The 14,069-nt window shown below is 31.5% G+C and carries 14 protein-coding genes; 8 read left to right on the top strand and 6 right to left on the bottom strand.

The window, feature by feature from the left end:
- Window positions 1–33: 33 nt before the first annotated feature.
- The 6 genes from grrP (at window position 34) to ACEW8E_RS11245 (ending at window position 7,360) form a co-directional block, all read left to right on the top strand.
- Window positions 34–936 carry an extracellular substrate binding-like orphan protein GrrP gene (gene grrP, locus ACEW8E_RS11270; protein WP_373480440.1) on the top strand — a complete coding sequence of 301 codons (903 nt, stop codon included), beginning with the start codon at window positions 34–36 and terminating at the stop codon, window positions 934–936.
- Window positions 937–958: 22 nt separating this feature from the next.
- Window positions 959–1,312 (top strand): GrrA/OscA1 family cyclophane-containing rSAM-modified RiPP, encoded by a 354-nt coding sequence (gene grrA / locus ACEW8E_RS11265; protein WP_373480439.1) that lies wholly within the window; start codon window positions 959–961, stop codon window positions 1,310–1,312.
- A 54-nt stretch (window positions 1,313–1,366) separates the two neighbouring features.
- Entirely contained in the window at window positions 1,367–1,768 is a 402-nt protein-coding gene (gene grrA, locus ACEW8E_RS11260; protein WP_373480438.1) for a GrrA/OscA1 family cyclophane-containing rSAM-modified RiPP, read from the top strand.
- A gap of 103 nt (window positions 1,769–1,871) precedes the next feature.
- Window positions 1,872–3,056: a cyclophane-forming radical SAM/SPASM peptide maturase GrrM/OscB gene (gene grrM / locus ACEW8E_RS11255; RefSeq protein ID WP_373480437.1), complete on the top strand. Its 1,185-nt coding sequence runs from the start codon at window positions 1,872–1,874 to the stop codon at window positions 3,054–3,056.
- 146 nt (window positions 3,057–3,202) lie between these two features.
- Window positions 3,203–4,993, top strand: a complete 1,791-nt coding sequence (locus ACEW8E_RS11250) for a sodium:solute symporter family protein (protein WP_373480436.1) — start codon at window positions 3,203–3,205, stop codon at window positions 4,991–4,993.
- Between the two features lie 114 nt (window positions 4,994–5,107).
- The gene (locus ACEW8E_RS11245; RefSeq protein ID WP_373480435.1) at window positions 5,108–7,360 is read left to right on the top strand and encodes a glycosyltransferase 61 family protein; all 2,253 of its coding nucleotides are present in this window, start codon (window positions 5,108–5,110) and stop codon (window positions 7,358–7,360) included.
- Between the two features lie 60 nt (window positions 7,361–7,420).
- Here ACEW8E_RS11245 and mnmA read toward each other — a convergent pair whose 3' ends face one another.
- From mnmA to ACEW8E_RS11230, 3 genes are all read right to left on the bottom strand, one after another.
- On the bottom strand, window positions 7,421–8,473 hold the full coding sequence (mnmA, locus tag ACEW8E_RS11240) for a tRNA 2-thiouridine(34) synthase MnmA (RefSeq protein WP_373480434.1): 1,053 nt from the start codon (window positions 8,471–8,473) through the stop codon (window positions 7,421–7,423).
- A 172-nt stretch (window positions 8,474–8,645) separates the two neighbouring features.
- Complete coding sequence (locus tag ACEW8E_RS11235; protein WP_373480433.1) at window positions 8,646–8,801, bottom strand: hypothetical protein; 156 nt, start codon at window positions 8,799–8,801, stop codon at window positions 8,646–8,648.
- A 110-nt stretch (window positions 8,802–8,911) separates the two neighbouring features.
- Complete coding sequence (locus ACEW8E_RS11230; protein ID WP_373480432.1) at window positions 8,912–9,253, bottom strand: metal-sensing transcriptional repressor; 342 nt, start codon at window positions 9,251–9,253, stop codon at window positions 8,912–8,914.
- 189 nt (window positions 9,254–9,442) lie between these two features.
- Here ACEW8E_RS11230 and ACEW8E_RS11225 point away from each other — a divergent pair, with 189 nt between their 5' ends.
- Complete coding sequence (locus ACEW8E_RS11225; protein ID WP_373480431.1) at window positions 9,443–9,802, top strand: ArsR/SmtB family transcription factor; 360 nt, start codon at window positions 9,443–9,445, stop codon at window positions 9,800–9,802.
- Between the two features lie 83 nt (window positions 9,803–9,885).
- On the opposite strand, the gene acsF is transcribed toward ACEW8E_RS11225, so the two are convergent.
- Window positions 9,886–10,944: a magnesium-protoporphyrin IX monomethyl ester (oxidative) cyclase gene (gene acsF / locus ACEW8E_RS11220; RefSeq protein ID WP_373480430.1), complete on the bottom strand. Its 1,059-nt coding sequence runs from the start codon at window positions 10,942–10,944 to the stop codon at window positions 9,886–9,888.
- Between the two features lie 254 nt (window positions 10,945–11,198).
- On the opposite strand from acsF, the gene hemF reads away from it, so the two are divergent.
- Window positions 11,199–12,227, top strand: coding sequence for an oxygen-dependent coproporphyrinogen oxidase (gene hemF, locus ACEW8E_RS11215; RefSeq protein WP_373480429.1), 1,029 nt, complete (start codon window positions 11,199–11,201; stop codon window positions 12,225–12,227).
- A 152-nt stretch (window positions 12,228–12,379) separates the two neighbouring features.
- On the opposite strand, the gene ACEW8E_RS11210 is transcribed toward hemF, so the two are convergent.
- Both ACEW8E_RS11210 and hpnK read right to left on the bottom strand, forming a co-directional pair.
- On the bottom strand, window positions 12,380–13,216 hold the full coding sequence (locus ACEW8E_RS11210) for an EamA family transporter (RefSeq protein WP_373480428.1): 837 nt from the start codon (window positions 13,214–13,216) through the stop codon (window positions 12,380–12,382).
- Window positions 13,210–14,052 (bottom strand): hopanoid biosynthesis-associated protein HpnK, encoded by an 843-nt coding sequence (gene hpnK / locus ACEW8E_RS11205; RefSeq protein ID WP_373480427.1) that lies wholly within the window; start codon window positions 14,050–14,052, stop codon window positions 13,210–13,212. The genes ACEW8E_RS11210 and hpnK overlap by 7 nt, the downstream gene beginning before the upstream one ends.
- Window positions 14,053–14,069 lie beyond the last annotated feature (17 nt).

Genomic DNA, 14,069 nt, shown 5'->3' with positions numbered 1-14,069 from the left:
TTGGTAATATAGTTTAAAAAATTAAATAAAATAATGTTGAAAAAAATTTTTATCACTTCCTTAATGGGTTTACTGCTATCAACGGGGGTAAAACCGACTATAGCGGGTACTGTAGTTGAAAATATCGCTAAAACTGGTACTTTTACGGTGGCTACTCCTTTTAATACAGTGCCTTATTCTTATTACAACCCTGAAAACGAATTAACGGGTTTTTCTATCGATGTCGTCAAATTAATTCATCAACAATTAGAAAAAGAATTAGGGCGTAAAATAGAGCTAAATTTTGTGGAAGTCAATTCTCTTCAAGAAGCGATTCCGAAAATGCTCAGCGGAGAGGCAGATATTGCTTGTAATGCTGTTTTTACATGGGAAAGAGATAAGTATGTGGACTATACTTTGAGATATACTATTTCGGGTATTCGATTACTAATTCCGAAAGGTAAAATACCTAGTGATTCTTCTTTTGCTAACAAAAAAATTGGTATTCCTCCTCAAACCTTTGTTAGAGATGCCATTAAGTTAAATTATCCTAATGCTGTATTAGTGGATGTTAAAAGTTTAGAAGAAGGTACTAATAGTTTAAATCAGGGGAAAATAGATGCCCTAGCAGGAGATAGCATCCTTTTAGATGGTTTTCGTCAACAAGTTAATCCTGATGGATTTGAGCAGTTTCCTCCCTTTGCCGAACCTTCTTTGGCGAACTATGGAGTGGGTTGTATTGTTCCCGAAAATAATTCTGCTTTCTTAAATATTGCTAATTATAGTATTGCGAGAATGATGGAAGGTTATCTAGTTAAAGATGCCGAAATGACTCAATTATTTCAAAAATGGATGGGAGAAAATGGTGTTGTCAATATAGTTAGTAATGAAAGGGTAGAGTTATTCTTTAAAAGTACCATCATTAATCATGAACAAATCCCATTCCCTAAAAAATAAAATTTACTATTGACAAAATATCATGAAAATTTCAAATCTGACGTGGTTGGGTTTTTTCTTAACCCTATCAAGTCTAACTATTTCTTCTAAAATCTTAGCGGTGGATAGTAATAACATCAACCCTAATCACAATATTGAAACTCGTTTAAATCGCATTTCTGAAGCTCTAAAAACCACACAAAATAAGTTACCTGAAAATACTTTAAATTATCCTGATGAAGAAATCTTGTTAGGAGGATTTATCAACGGTGGTGGTGGTTTTCGCAATGCAGCGGGGGGCGGTGGTTTTCTTAATAATCGTGGTGGCAGTGGTTTCCTTAACAATCGTGGTGGTTGGGCTGATGGTGGCGGTGGCTTTTTAAATCGTCGTTATTAATAATAATGACTATAAAAAAAATATTTATCACTTTACTTTTTGATTAATAAATTTATGAAAATAACAAATTTAACATGGTTAGGCTTTTTAATGACTTTATCTAGTCTTGCTATCGTACCTGAAACGAAAGCTTTAAATACAGATAATGTTAATAATTTTGATAATATTACCGAGAATATAGAAAACCGTTTAAATCGTATTTCCGAAGCCTTAAAAATCAGAGAAAAAGACTTACCTCAAGATAACGATATAGAAAATTATCCTGATGAAGAGATATTATTAGGACAATCATTTTTAAATAGTAATAGAGGCGGTTGGGCTAATGGTGGTAGAAATTGGCGCAACGGCGGTAGCTTCTTGAATAGTAACAGAGGTGGTGGTTTTATTAATCAACCCAGAAATTTCCTTAATAATCGTGGTTGGAGAGATGGTGGTGGTTTCTGGAATCGACGTTAATTAGCCCATCAATCTACAATTATGCTCCCCAATACTGGGGACTTTTTGTCTTGATTGTCGCAAACTTAAGAAAATTAATTACTTATTACCTATTACTTTTAAAATGGCCAAGGCAGAGAAACAAATATCAGAAACATTAAAACATACCTCAAAATTTGGACCTATTTCTTTAGTTATTATTCAACCAACTTCTTTTTGTAATTTAGATTGTGATTATTGTTATTTACCTGATCGTCATTTACAAAATAGGTTATCTTTAGACTTAATTGATCCTATTTTTAAAAGTATTTTTACAAGTCCTTTTTTTCAAGATAATTTTACAGTTTGTTGGCACGCTGGTGAACCTTTAACTGTACCAATTTCTTTCTATAAATCTGCTTTTCAACTAATAGATGAAGCTGATAAAAATTATAATAAAACTAATTTTGGATTTAATTATTCCTACCAAACAAATGGTACATTAATTAATCAAGGATGGTGCGATTTTTGGCAAGAATATCCTGTTCATGTTGGTGTAAGTATTGATGGTCCAGCATTTTTACATGATAGTCATAGAAAGAATCGTAAAGGTGGTAATTCCCATGATTTAACTATGCGAGGAATTCGTTATTTACAAAAAAATAATATTCCTTATAATACTATTTCTGTTATCACTGAAGAATCATTAAATTATCCTGATGAAATGTTTAATTTTTTCCTCAAAAATGAGATTTATGATATAGCTTTTAACATGGAAGAAACTGAGGGAGTTAATGAATTAACTTCTCTTAATGGTAAAGAAATTGAATTGCGTTATATCAAATTTATTGAACGTTTTTGGCAGTTAGTAACGGAAAGTAAATCACCTTTTATTGTTAGAGAATTTGAGGTTTTAATCAGCTTAATTTATAGCGGAAATAGACTTAAAAATACTGATATGAATAAACCTTTTGTCATTGTTAATTATGATTATTTAGGAAATTTCTCTACATTTGATCCTGAATTATTATCAGTCAAAACAGAGAAATATGGTGATTTTATTTTTGGAAATGTCTTAACAGATACCCTTGAATATATTTGTGATAGCAATAAATTTAAAGCTATTTATCATGATATTAATGAAGGAGTAAAACTATGTGCTGATAGCTGTAGTTATTTCGGTATTTGTGGTGGTGGTGCAGGGAGTAATAAATATTGGGAAAATGGTACTTTTGCCTCTACGGAAACTCAAGCCTGTCGTTATCGTATCAAAATTTTAACGGATGTTTTAGTCACTGCCATGGAAAAATCTCTTAAGATTATCTCTTAATTATTTTCTCAAAAACTTTGCTAATAAAACAATAAATTTTTCTGTTTTTCTATTCCTATCTAATTATCAATAAATTCTTAATAATTACTATCTCAAAAATATCTATTTATTTAATTATATATTCTTCATAATTAACGTTTAATTTTATGCAAACTGTTGATTGGGTTGTTATCGTTGTCTATTTAATTATCACTATGGCAATCGGTATCTATTTATCGGGTAAAGCATCGAAAAGCCTCGAAGATTTCTTCTTGTCGGGGCGATCGCTTACATGGTGGTTAGCGGGTACAAGTATGGCTGCGACTACGTTTTCAATTGATACACCTTTGTATATTTGCGGGATTGTAGCAACAAGGGGTATTGCTGGTAATTGGGAATGGTGGAGTTTTGGCATAGCTCATGTTGTCATGATTTATATTTTTGCACGATTATGGCGTAGATCAGAAGTTGTAACTGATGCAGAACTAACAGAGCTACGATATGGCGGAAAAATGGCAGCAATTCTCCGCGCTACGAAAGGATTTTTATTTGCTGTACCCATTAATTGTATTGGTATAGGTTACGCAATGTTAGCGATGGTAAAAGTAGTTACAGCATTGCAATTATGGGAAAGTCTCGGTTTAGACTTAGGCGACAGTGGCAAGTTATGGAGTGTCATCGCTGTTAGTATTTTTGTTTTAGTTTACTCAGGTTTTTCGGGATTATGGGGAGTAGTCGTAACAGACTTTTTTCAATTTTTCCTTGCTTTATTTGGGGCGATGGTTGTGGCTATAATGGCAGTTAATCACGTTGGTGGTATTCAAGAGTTAATTCCCGCAGTGCAAAAAGCAACAGAAATAGATGTTTTATCTTTGATACCTCTTACCAAAGGAGAAGGTTTCTTTAATTGGCGTTGGAGTGATGTGGCAGGAATTAGTTTAAGTACTTTTTCTGCCTATGTATTTGTACAATGGTGGAGTTTTCGTCGTAGTGATGGCGGGGGAGAATTTATCCAAAGATTAGTCTCCGCAAAAGACGAGGCAGAAGCAGAGAAAGCCGCTTGGTTTTTTAATATTCTTAACTACATTGTTCGTACATGGCCTTGGATTTTAGTCGCCTTAGTGGCGATTGTCATGTATCCAGATCTCGAAGATCCAGAATTAGGTTATCCTAAATTAATGTTAGAATTTCTCCCTCCAGTCATGTTGGGGTTAGTGGTAGCTTCTCTTATTGCGGCTTTTATGAGTACAGTTTCTACCTCCATTAACTGGGGTGCATCTTACCTCACCAATGATTTATACCGCCGTTTTTTTGTGCCTGATGCCACGCAAGATCAGTTAGTATTAGTGGGAAGGATAGCTTCTATTGTAGTTACTTTTATTGGTGCGATCGCAGCTTTTTTCGCTAAGGACATTAGTACTGTATTTCGTTTAGTAATTGCTATTGGTACAGGACCAGGATTAGTGTTAATTTTACGTTGGTATTGGTGGCGTATCAACGCTACAGCAGAATTAGCCGCCATGATAGCTGGTTTTATCATCGGTTTAACTAGCGTTATCCCCAACCTTAATATTTTTCCAGCGGATTTTGGCTTAAGACTAATGATTATCTCAGGTTTAACGGCTATTATTTGGATTACTGCTATGTATTTAACCCCTCCTGAATCCGAAGAAACTTTAAACAAATTCTATCTAAAAGTGCGCCCTGCTGGAATTGGTTGGCGTAAACAACAGGAAGAAACAGGAGTTAAACCGTTGCAAAATCTAAGATTAGATGGTTTAAAAGTTATCGCTTCGGTGTTTTTACTATTTGGTTTAATGTTGTCTATCGGTGGCTTTTTATTATTAAAATCCCTCACAGGTTGGCTATGGTTAATTATTGCTGTTATCGGTGGTTTTTGGTTACGACATCTCAATAAACAAAGAATCTTTCCTATGCCTCGCCCCGGTTTAGAATAATAATAAGTAGGGGTAAATAGTATTTACCCAAATTCTTTGATTTTCGCCCAAATTATGTGGTATTAACTCAAATTATTTTATATTCACTCGAATAATAATTTTGTTGATTTTGATATGAATATTTCTGAATATGAAACAAGGATAAAGAGTTTTTTTGAAGAAGAAAAATACGAAAAAGCTATTGAATATATTGAAACAAATTTATTTGATAATTCTGTGCATAATTTATCTAAAATTTATCTAGCCTTAGCTTATTTTTGTCTAGGCAATGATGAAATTTATCAAACAATTTTATTAGATTTACTCTTTAATAATGAAGAAGAAGAATTAATTATTCTCTCTCAATCTATCTTAAATATTGCTGAGTTAAAATTTAATCAACAACATACTGATTTAGCTATTAAATTATATCAACAAGTTTTAGAAATTGATGCTAAATCTATAGTAGCTTATATCAATTTAGCTCAACTTTTTACTCAACAAAGTAATTTTGATGATGCAGTTTTCCTTTGGCAGGAATTAATATTTATTCAGCCTAATTTAATTATTTCTTATCAAAATTTAGGATTATTATGGCAAAATATTTGTGAATTTAAAGAAGCGATCGCCATTTATAAAAAAGGATTAAATATCGAAGAAAATAACCTTAATATCTTATCAAATTTAGGTAATTGTTATCTAAAAAATAATCAACTAAAAAAAGCGAAAGATGTTTTCTTAAAAATTATTACCATTGATTCTAATAATTATCAAAGTTATGGAGAATTAGGTTATATTTATCTTTTGGAAAATGACTTAAATTCAGCAATAAAATTATGGCAAGAATTAACTAATCATCAACGGTTAGTTTTTGAAAAATATTTGTATTGGTATAATAATAATAATATTAAACCTTTTTTTACTGATAGTAAAGCAATAGAATTAAATATCACTTTAATTAATTCTTTAGTTAATAATGACAATAAAGGCAAAATTGCCCTTAATATTGCTAATTTATTATATCAACAAAAAAATTATCTTTTAGCCATTAATTATTATGAAATTGCTTTAAATAATAACCTAGAATCAGAATCTATTTATCAATATCTTATTCTTAGTTTATTTTATACTCAACAAAGAGATAAAATCGTTAATTATTTAGACAAACTTAATAGCATAAATCCCGAAAAAAGTCAAGTATTTTCAACACTAATTAATAATCAAACAGTAGAAAATAAGAATAATGAAAACTTAGTTAATTCCCCTAATAATTATTATGATAATGTAGAAAAATGGGCAATAAAAAATGATTTAATAAACTCAAACTATTATAATTTTAATTTAGATAATATTTTAAATTTAAAACCACCAAAAACTATTGATAAAAATATCCATCCTAGCTTTTATTATCCATCAATTATTGATTTACCAAAAACTTTTTTAGTCAATATTCCTCATGGTAAATTTTATTTACGACAAGACGAAGCAAGTAGTGCCGTAATGACGGAAGAAAATTATCTAATTGGTAATCTTTCCCCTGAATCTCCAGCATTAAGTCCAAATCATCCTGATAGTCATCCTAGTAAACATTCTATTTTAAAAACTAATTTTTTACCACCAATTCAACAAATAGAAGGAAAAGTTATCGTTTTAGCAGGATTATTAAATAAAATTTATTTTCACTGGTTATTTGATATATTACCTAGAATAAAATTATTAGAATTAGCTAATATAAATTATAGAGAAATAGATTATTTTTTAGTAGATAATAGTACCAATTTTCAACAAGAAACTCTCAAAATATTTAGTATTCCTTCAGAAAAAATATTACCTTTATCTTTTCCTCTACATATACAAGCTAATAATTTAATTATACCTTCTTTTCCTAGTTCAATTGCTTGGATGCCTTCTTGGAGTTGTGATTATTTACGAGATAAAATATTAGATGCAAAAAGTATTAATAATCAGAGAAAAAGATTATATATTAGTAGAAATAAATCTAACAATCGCCGTTTAATTAATGAGGAAGAAGTAATAAATCTTTTGTTAAATTATAATTTTGAAGTAATAAACCTAGAGTTATTATCAGTCAAACAACAAGGGGAATTATTATCTCAAGCGCAAATGGTTATTTCTCCTCATGGTAGCGGTTTAAGTAATCTTGTTTTTTGTCAACCTAAGACTAAAGTTATCGAAATTTTTGCTCCTAATTATGTTTATCCTTGTTATTGGTTATTGAGTAATTTAGTTAACCTTAATTATCATTATTTAATAGGAGAAATTATCGGTAGTAAACACTTTCATTCATTGCTTTATCCTGATTCACGTTTTGAAGATATTTACTTAAATTGTGAAAAATTAAGACAACTTTTAGAAATAATAATTTAAACATAAATTAAGGTAATTGTTAATTATTAATTGACAAACTTTAAACAGATTCTTCATGACTTAATTTCGCTCAATAATGCCACCGCCTAAAAGTAAATCTTGATGATATAGCACAGCAGCCTGACCGGGTGTAATACCAAATTGTGGTTCATCAAATACTAATTTTACTCGTTGATTATCTAAAGGAATGACATGGACAAATTTTGGAATACTGCGGTATCTAATTTTAGCCTCAGCTTTGATGGGGTTTTTTGGTTCACTTATTGAAACCCAATTCATTCGATTAACAATACATTCCGTTTGTCCACCTTCATCACGGGTTGCCACAATAACTTGATTCATGACAGGATCTAATTTTACCACATATAAAGGCTCTGCATAAGCAATTCCTAAGCCTTTACGTTGGCCAATGGTATAATGATGTATCCCTTCATGTTCTCCTAAAATATTACCTTTTAAATCTACAATTTGCCCTTGTTTTGGTTTAATATATTGATCTAAAAAGTCTTTCATCGAACCATGACTTTCAATTAAACATAAATCTTGACTATCAGGTTTTTCTGCCGTTGTCAGTTTAAATTGATTTGCCATAACTCTAGTTTCTGTTTTTGTTTGTTCTCCCAAGGGTAGAATTAAATGGGCTAATAATTCTTGAGTAAGATCATAGAGGAAATAAGATTGATCTTTTGTATCATCAATGGCTTTTAATAACTGATAGCGATGATTATTTTGGTCATATTTGATTCTCCCATAATGTCCTGTAGCGATTTTATCAATACCTAGAGTATTTTTAGCGTATTCTAACATGGGTGGAAACTTAACCACACGATTACATTGAGAACAAGGTAAAGGAGTAACTCCTGATTCATAACCTGACACTAAGTAATCGACAATATAAGTCTGAAAAAGATCACGAGTATCTACTATATGATGAGGTATGTTTAATTGTTCACAAATAGAGGCAGCATCTACCATTCCTTCTGAGCAACATTGCCCTTTTCCCTTCATTAACCATAGGGTTAAACCTTCCACTTCATAACCTTGACTTTGTAAACTAGCGGCAGCTACAGAACTGTCCACACCACCCGACAACCCGACGACAACTTTATTCATAACACTAAATAAATAACGATAAACAATGAATACTAATAATTAATTTATATATAAACCATGGCAAAAATAAAACCATCAACCTAACATTATCTTGAATAGATAGTAATAATTGATGGCTTTTTATGAATGAGTGATTAGTGAAACTCAAAAAATGGAGATGTTTAGAAATATTCTACTCTTTGTTATCATCGGACTGTTGAGCAGAACCATTACCGTTATAATCTCTTCTTTTAAATTTAGAATTGAAAGTAGTAGTTTTTTTTCTAAACTGACGCGCGTAGGCTTTATTACGTTCTGCTTTTTCCTTTTTAGGATTACTTTTCGCCATTATATCCTCATAAATAAATAGGTTTCTTTTGAACTACCCACTCCAAATCAACGATTGTCATCATATTTCCTACCGTGGGAGGTTTTCTTAGAAATTATAACATTTTATGGTTAAGATGGTAAAAAACGATCTAAAGCCGATTTTAATGCTTTGATTTCTTCCTCAATAGTTCCATCTTTGGCAGCACGAGTAATACATTCGCTCAGATGTTCATCTAAAATTAATCTGGCAACTCTATCTAAAGCACCACGAATAGCCGCAATTTGAATCAATACTTCTGGACAATCCCGACTTTCATTAATCATAGTCTTAATACCTCTAACATGACCTTCAATGCGAGATAAACGATTAATTATTTTCCGTTGAGATTCCTCACTATGAATATGATCATGGGAATGTTTCTTGTGATCATTATAATTATGGGAATGATTATCGGAAAAAGTTGTTGTCATGGAATTGTTATAATATTAGTCCTTTAAAGGGATTATATCATTACAGCTATGTAATCAGTGTCGAATTAACTTTTTGATTATGTATTTCAAACTTTCCATAAAATAAATAGATTTTCTATTAGTGACAAAATTTTCAGGAAAAGGTGCAAGATCTAAGTAGAATATAAGTGTTATTTACTTCTAATTCTCATGGCCATAGTCCAACCTGTACCTACGGAAATTCTCGAACAAGTTGCCGAGTATTTTAATATACTAAGTAATCCTATGCGTTTACAGATATTAAACCTCTTGGGAGATGGAGAAAAATGTGTACAAGAATTAGTAGATTGCACTACAACGAGTCAAGCAAATGTTTCAAAACATCTGAAAATCATGCTACAGGCAGGAATTATTAATCGTCGTGCTGAAGGTACGTCCGCTTACTATTATGTAGAAGATTCCCTGATTTTTGAGTTATCTCACCTAGTATGTAATCGTTTAGCAGATAAAATTGAAAAACAAGCTAGTCAATTTCGTAATTTTAACCTCGCCAATAAACCTTTAATTTAGGAGTAAGGAGTAAGGAGTAAGGAGTAATTATGTATTTACCTTTGCCCCTTTGCCCTTGTCTTTTGCCCTTGCCCTATGACTCATTAACGAGCAACTCCTCTCAACTTTTCTGTTTCAATAGGTTTGATCAAAAATAAGCATAATAAATTCCAGAAAATTGCTATTTGTAGTGGTAATTGACGGAAAAATTTAATTATTTTATTAGGACTATTTTGTTCAATGTTTGACAACTGTAAATTATAGTCTGAACATTTTTCTAAACGAGGAAAAAATTCTGGATGTTCTGTGTCTAAAATAACAGGAAATGCTTTAGCCGCCGTATTATTTGTGTTTCTAGTCACATCTCGGTCATATTGTTGTGCATCTAATCCTACGGAAGCGTAAAAATCTGCTCTTTCATGAACTGTTAATGTATGAGTAGCAAATACAGATAAGAGGAAAAATCTTGACCACAATTTAGCTTTCCATCCTTGCCACATGGACGTTTGAGAACGTAATAGTGCGTTAAAAATATCACCGTGACGACTTTCATCTTGACACCAATGCTCAAATTTTTTAAATAAAGGATAAAATTTATATTGGGGATTTTTTTCTAAATGACGATACATCAAAATATAACGCCAATAACCAATTTTTTCTGATAAATATACCGCATAAATAATCCATTCAGGCTTAAAAAATGTATAAACTCGATGTTTTGTCAAGTATCCCAAATCGAGGGAAATATTAAAATCACTCATGGCTTTATTGATAAACCCTGCATGACGTGCTTCATCCCTTGCCATTAAATGAAAAATCTCTGCTAACATGGGATGGCGATCTTTTAATTGTCTTGATAATTCCTTGAATAATATAAAACCTGAAAATTCTGAAGTACAAGAACGTTCAAGAAAATCAATAAAAGCTGCCCGAGTTTCTCCATCAACATGATCCCAGTTTTTCTCAAAATCTTCATCTCTAACAAAATGATTACGGTTATAATCGTTCTTCATCTCCACAATCATGGCTTTTAATTCTTCTTCTTGACTAGAAATATCCATCTTGGCGATCGCATCAAAATCAGTGGTATAAAATCTAGGAGTAAGAAGAGTCTCTTTAATAGCAGTTTTTTTAACGTTAGGTTTAGTAATAGTAGCAGTCATTTTTATCGCTTAATAGTTATATTGCATTTTTATTATTCTAATCCTTCTAGTGATACTTAGCAATAATCTTTACATTACTTAAAGTCTAATATTAGTCCTCTAAAAGTAGGGATAGGAGAATTTAAAATTATTAACTCATAATATAAAGAAAGTTTTATTTATTAAGTTTTTATAAGTTATCTTGGCAAAGAAAGATTAATCACTATATAGTGATTAAAGTATAAAAAAGAAAATCAAAAAAAATTAACAAAGCTATGACGAATTTACTGACAAATCCTCAAGATGTAAATACAAATATCACCCCAAGTAATTCCAGGGAACGTGCCAAAGAATTGGTAAAAACATTACAAGATAAAATTTGCCAAGGTTTAGAAGAAATTGACGGAAAAGCCAAATTTCAAGAAGATAACTGGGAGAGAGAAGAAGGTGGCGGTGGACGCACAAGAGTAATCAGCAATGGCGGTGTATTTGAGCAAGGAGGAGTTAACTTTTCAGAAGTTTGGGGGGATACTTTACCACCTTCAATATTAGTTCAACGTCCAGATGCAGTGAATCAAGGATTTTACGCCACAGGAACATCGATGGTATTACACCCAAAAAATCCTTATGTACCTACAGTACATTTAAACTATCGTTACTTTGAAGCTGGTTCTGTGTGGTGGTTTGCTGGGGGTGCAGATTTAACCCCTTATTATCCTTTTGCTGAAGATGCAATTCATTTTCATAAAACCTTAAAACAGGCTTGTGATAAACATCACCCTGAATATTATCCGACTTTTAAACACTGGTGTGATGAATATTTTTACTTAAAACATCGTCAAGAAGCCAGAGGTATTGGTGGTATTTTCTTTGATTATCAAGATAACCGAGGACAATTGTACGCTGGTTCAGATCATAATGGATTAGCAAATCAGTATAGTCAAAAAGTAGGTACAGTATCTCGCACATGGGAAGATTTATTTGCTTTTGCGCAAAGTTGTGGTGAGGCCTTTTTACCTTCTTATTTACCTATTATTGAGCGTCGTAATGGTATGGAATACGGAGAAAAAGAACGTAACTTCCAATTGTATCGTCGAGGACGTTATGTCGAATTTAATTTAGTTTATGACAGAGGTACTATTTTTGGCTTACAAACTAATGGACGTACAGAGTCAATTTTAATGTCTTTACCTCCTGAAGTTCGTTGGCAATATTGTTACTCTCCCGAAGCAGGAAGCCGTGAAGCTGAATTAACGGAAGTTTTCCTTAAACCTCAAGATTGGGCAAATTTAGGAAATAATTAGGAAACAGGAGTTAGGAAATAGGAGTTAAGAAACAGGAGTTAGGAAACAGGAGTTAGGAAATAGGAGTTAGGAGACAGGGAGAAATACAAATAAATCAAGGTTTTTAAGCAAGTTTTATGTTTAAAGATCTTGATTTTATCGTTTTTTGAAAATTATACAGAAAGAGTTATCACACCGAATAAAATCCAACAAATACCGATAAATCTACCTCTATTGATTTTTTCATGAAGAATATATTTAGCAGATATTAAAGTTATTAAATAACTAATGGCACTAGCCGGGCGTATTAAACTTAAATCATCCCAACTTAGCAAAGAAATTAATAATAATAAAGCGATCGCCTGACAAGAAACACCGATAATAATGTTAGTATTCGTCAAAATTTTTTTTAACCATTGAAAAATTCCTAAGAAAGAAAAAGAAGTAATATCACCAATAGTTTTCATCGCCTTAGCATTTAATAAATCTCCCATACTATCAGCTAAAACCATCAGAATAACTCCTAACCAAGTAACAGGTAAAAAAGCGCCAAAAGGAAGAGTAACAAGAATTTTACTAGCATTTTCTTTATCAACTATTAAAGTATCTCGTAATTTTTCCTCGTATTTTTCATATTGATATTGACTATAACCAACAATAAAAACCCCTCCAGAAATTATGGCAGTAGCTAACCAACGGATAGGGGTGATAGTTTCTTGTAAAAATAACCAAGCGAATAAAGCATTTAAAATATAACTTGAAGCGTGAATAGGTAAAACATAGCTTAAATCCATCTTCGACACAGAAAAAAGATAGAGAAACCATGAAAAAGTTAAACTACCTAATCCAAGATAAAACCAAGGAGAAGTAAATAAATAATAGATAACATTGAGAATAACTGAGGGAGAAAAAGAAGTAATTTCGCCGTAAATTTTCATAGCATGACTCAGACAAACATCACCTAAAACCTGAGTAATGACTAAAACCAACAAAATTAAACTATTTAACACCCCGATATTTTCTCCTGTAATTGTGGATAACTTACTAACTCAAAACCATTAGAGCTTAACATATCCTTAACTTTTTGACTACATAAACCCTGTAATTCTACATCAGAGAAAATACCTTGAGGATGAGAGTAAATTTCGATAAAATTAGCTTGAATTTGAGGAATTAAACCTAATAAATAAGATTCACTAACATTACCTGTTTGCAATAAACCATAAACACGTTTTAAATATTTAATGCCATGATTACTTAATAAATTTTTGCCGTATTTTCTTAATAAACTAAATACATTGGAATAGACTATTTTTAAAAGCAAATTATTAGAATCAACATTCAAAGTAAAACTTAATTCTTCATAGGGAAGACGAATAAATTTTATCTGATATTCTTGAGCTAATTCTGCTAATATTTGTAAAATAACAGGATGAGTATGTAAATGTAAATGCCCATCAACATGAGATAACTTTAAACCCGTAGCCTTAAACAACTCTAATTGAGCTTTAATTTCCGCTCTTAATTCTTTTCGAGCAGACTTAATAAATTGATACCTTAAACCAGCCATAGCCGCACTATCATTAAAGTTGCCATTTTTATCGACTAAATGAGGAATTTGTGAGGGATTTAATGCAGATTTTCCACAACACAAAACAAGATGTAAACCTACTCCTAAATTAAGATTTTCTTTCGCTAAATTAACGGCGGAATTTGCTTTTTTTCCTGTCACCATTAAACTGGTACTGGTTAAAATACCTTGTTGATAACCAGTAATAATAGCCTTATTTACCTCATCGGAGTAACCAAAATCATCAGCATTAATAACTGCATATTTAGGCATCATTGTCAATATAAAAATGT

This window comes from Geminocystis sp. (assembly GCF_041753295.1).
Classification (GTDB): Bacteria; Cyanobacteriota; Cyanobacteriia; order Cyanobacteriales; family Cyanobacteriaceae; genus Geminocystis.
This window is presented reverse-complemented; position numbering and strand designations above follow the sequence as displayed.

What these genes read in the sequence shown, in the direction of transcription:
- hemF (WP_373480429.1), top strand. Translation starts at nt 11,199, where the DNA reads ATGACGAATTTACTGACAAATCCTCAAGATGTAAATACAAATATCACC.
- acsF (WP_373480430.1), bottom strand. Translation starts at nt 10,944, where the DNA reads ATGACTGCTACTATTACTAAACCTAACGTTAAAAAAACTGCTATTAAA.
- ACEW8E_RS11225 (WP_373480431.1), top strand. Translation starts at nt 9,443, where the DNA reads ATGGCCATAGTCCAACCTGTACCTACGGAAATTCTCGAACAAGTTGCC.
- grrA (WP_373480438.1), top strand. Translation starts at nt 1,367, where the DNA reads ATGAAAATAACAAATTTAACATGGTTAGGCTTTTTAATGACTTTATCT.
- ACEW8E_RS11235 (WP_373480433.1), bottom strand. Translation starts at nt 8,801, where the DNA reads ATGGCGAAAAGTAATCCTAAAAAGGAAAAAGCAGAACGTAATAAAGCC.
- mnmA (WP_373480434.1), bottom strand. Translation starts at nt 8,473, where the DNA reads ATGAATAAAGTTGTCGTCGGGTTGTCGGGTGGTGTGGACAGTTCTGTA.
- grrP (WP_373480440.1), top strand. Translation starts at nt 34, where the DNA reads ATGTTGAAAAAAATTTTTATCACTTCCTTAATGGGTTTACTGCTATCA.
- grrM (WP_373480437.1), top strand. Translation starts at nt 1,872, where the DNA reads ATGGCCAAGGCAGAGAAACAAATATCAGAAACATTAAAACATACCTCA.
- hpnK (WP_373480427.1), bottom strand. Translation starts at nt 14,052, where the DNA reads ATGATGCCTAAATATGCAGTTATTAATGCTGATGATTTTGGTTACTCC.
- grrA (WP_373480439.1), top strand. Translation starts at nt 959, where the DNA reads ATGAAAATTTCAAATCTGACGTGGTTGGGTTTTTTCTTAACCCTATCA.
- ACEW8E_RS11245 (WP_373480435.1), top strand. Translation starts at nt 5,108, where the DNA reads ATGAATATTTCTGAATATGAAACAAGGATAAAGAGTTTTTTTGAAGAA.
- ACEW8E_RS11230 (WP_373480432.1), bottom strand. Translation starts at nt 9,253, where the DNA reads ATGACAACAACTTTTTCCGATAATCATTCCCATAATTATAATGATCAC.
- ACEW8E_RS11250 (WP_373480436.1), top strand. Translation starts at nt 3,203, where the DNA reads ATGCAAACTGTTGATTGGGTTGTTATCGTTGTCTATTTAATTATCACT.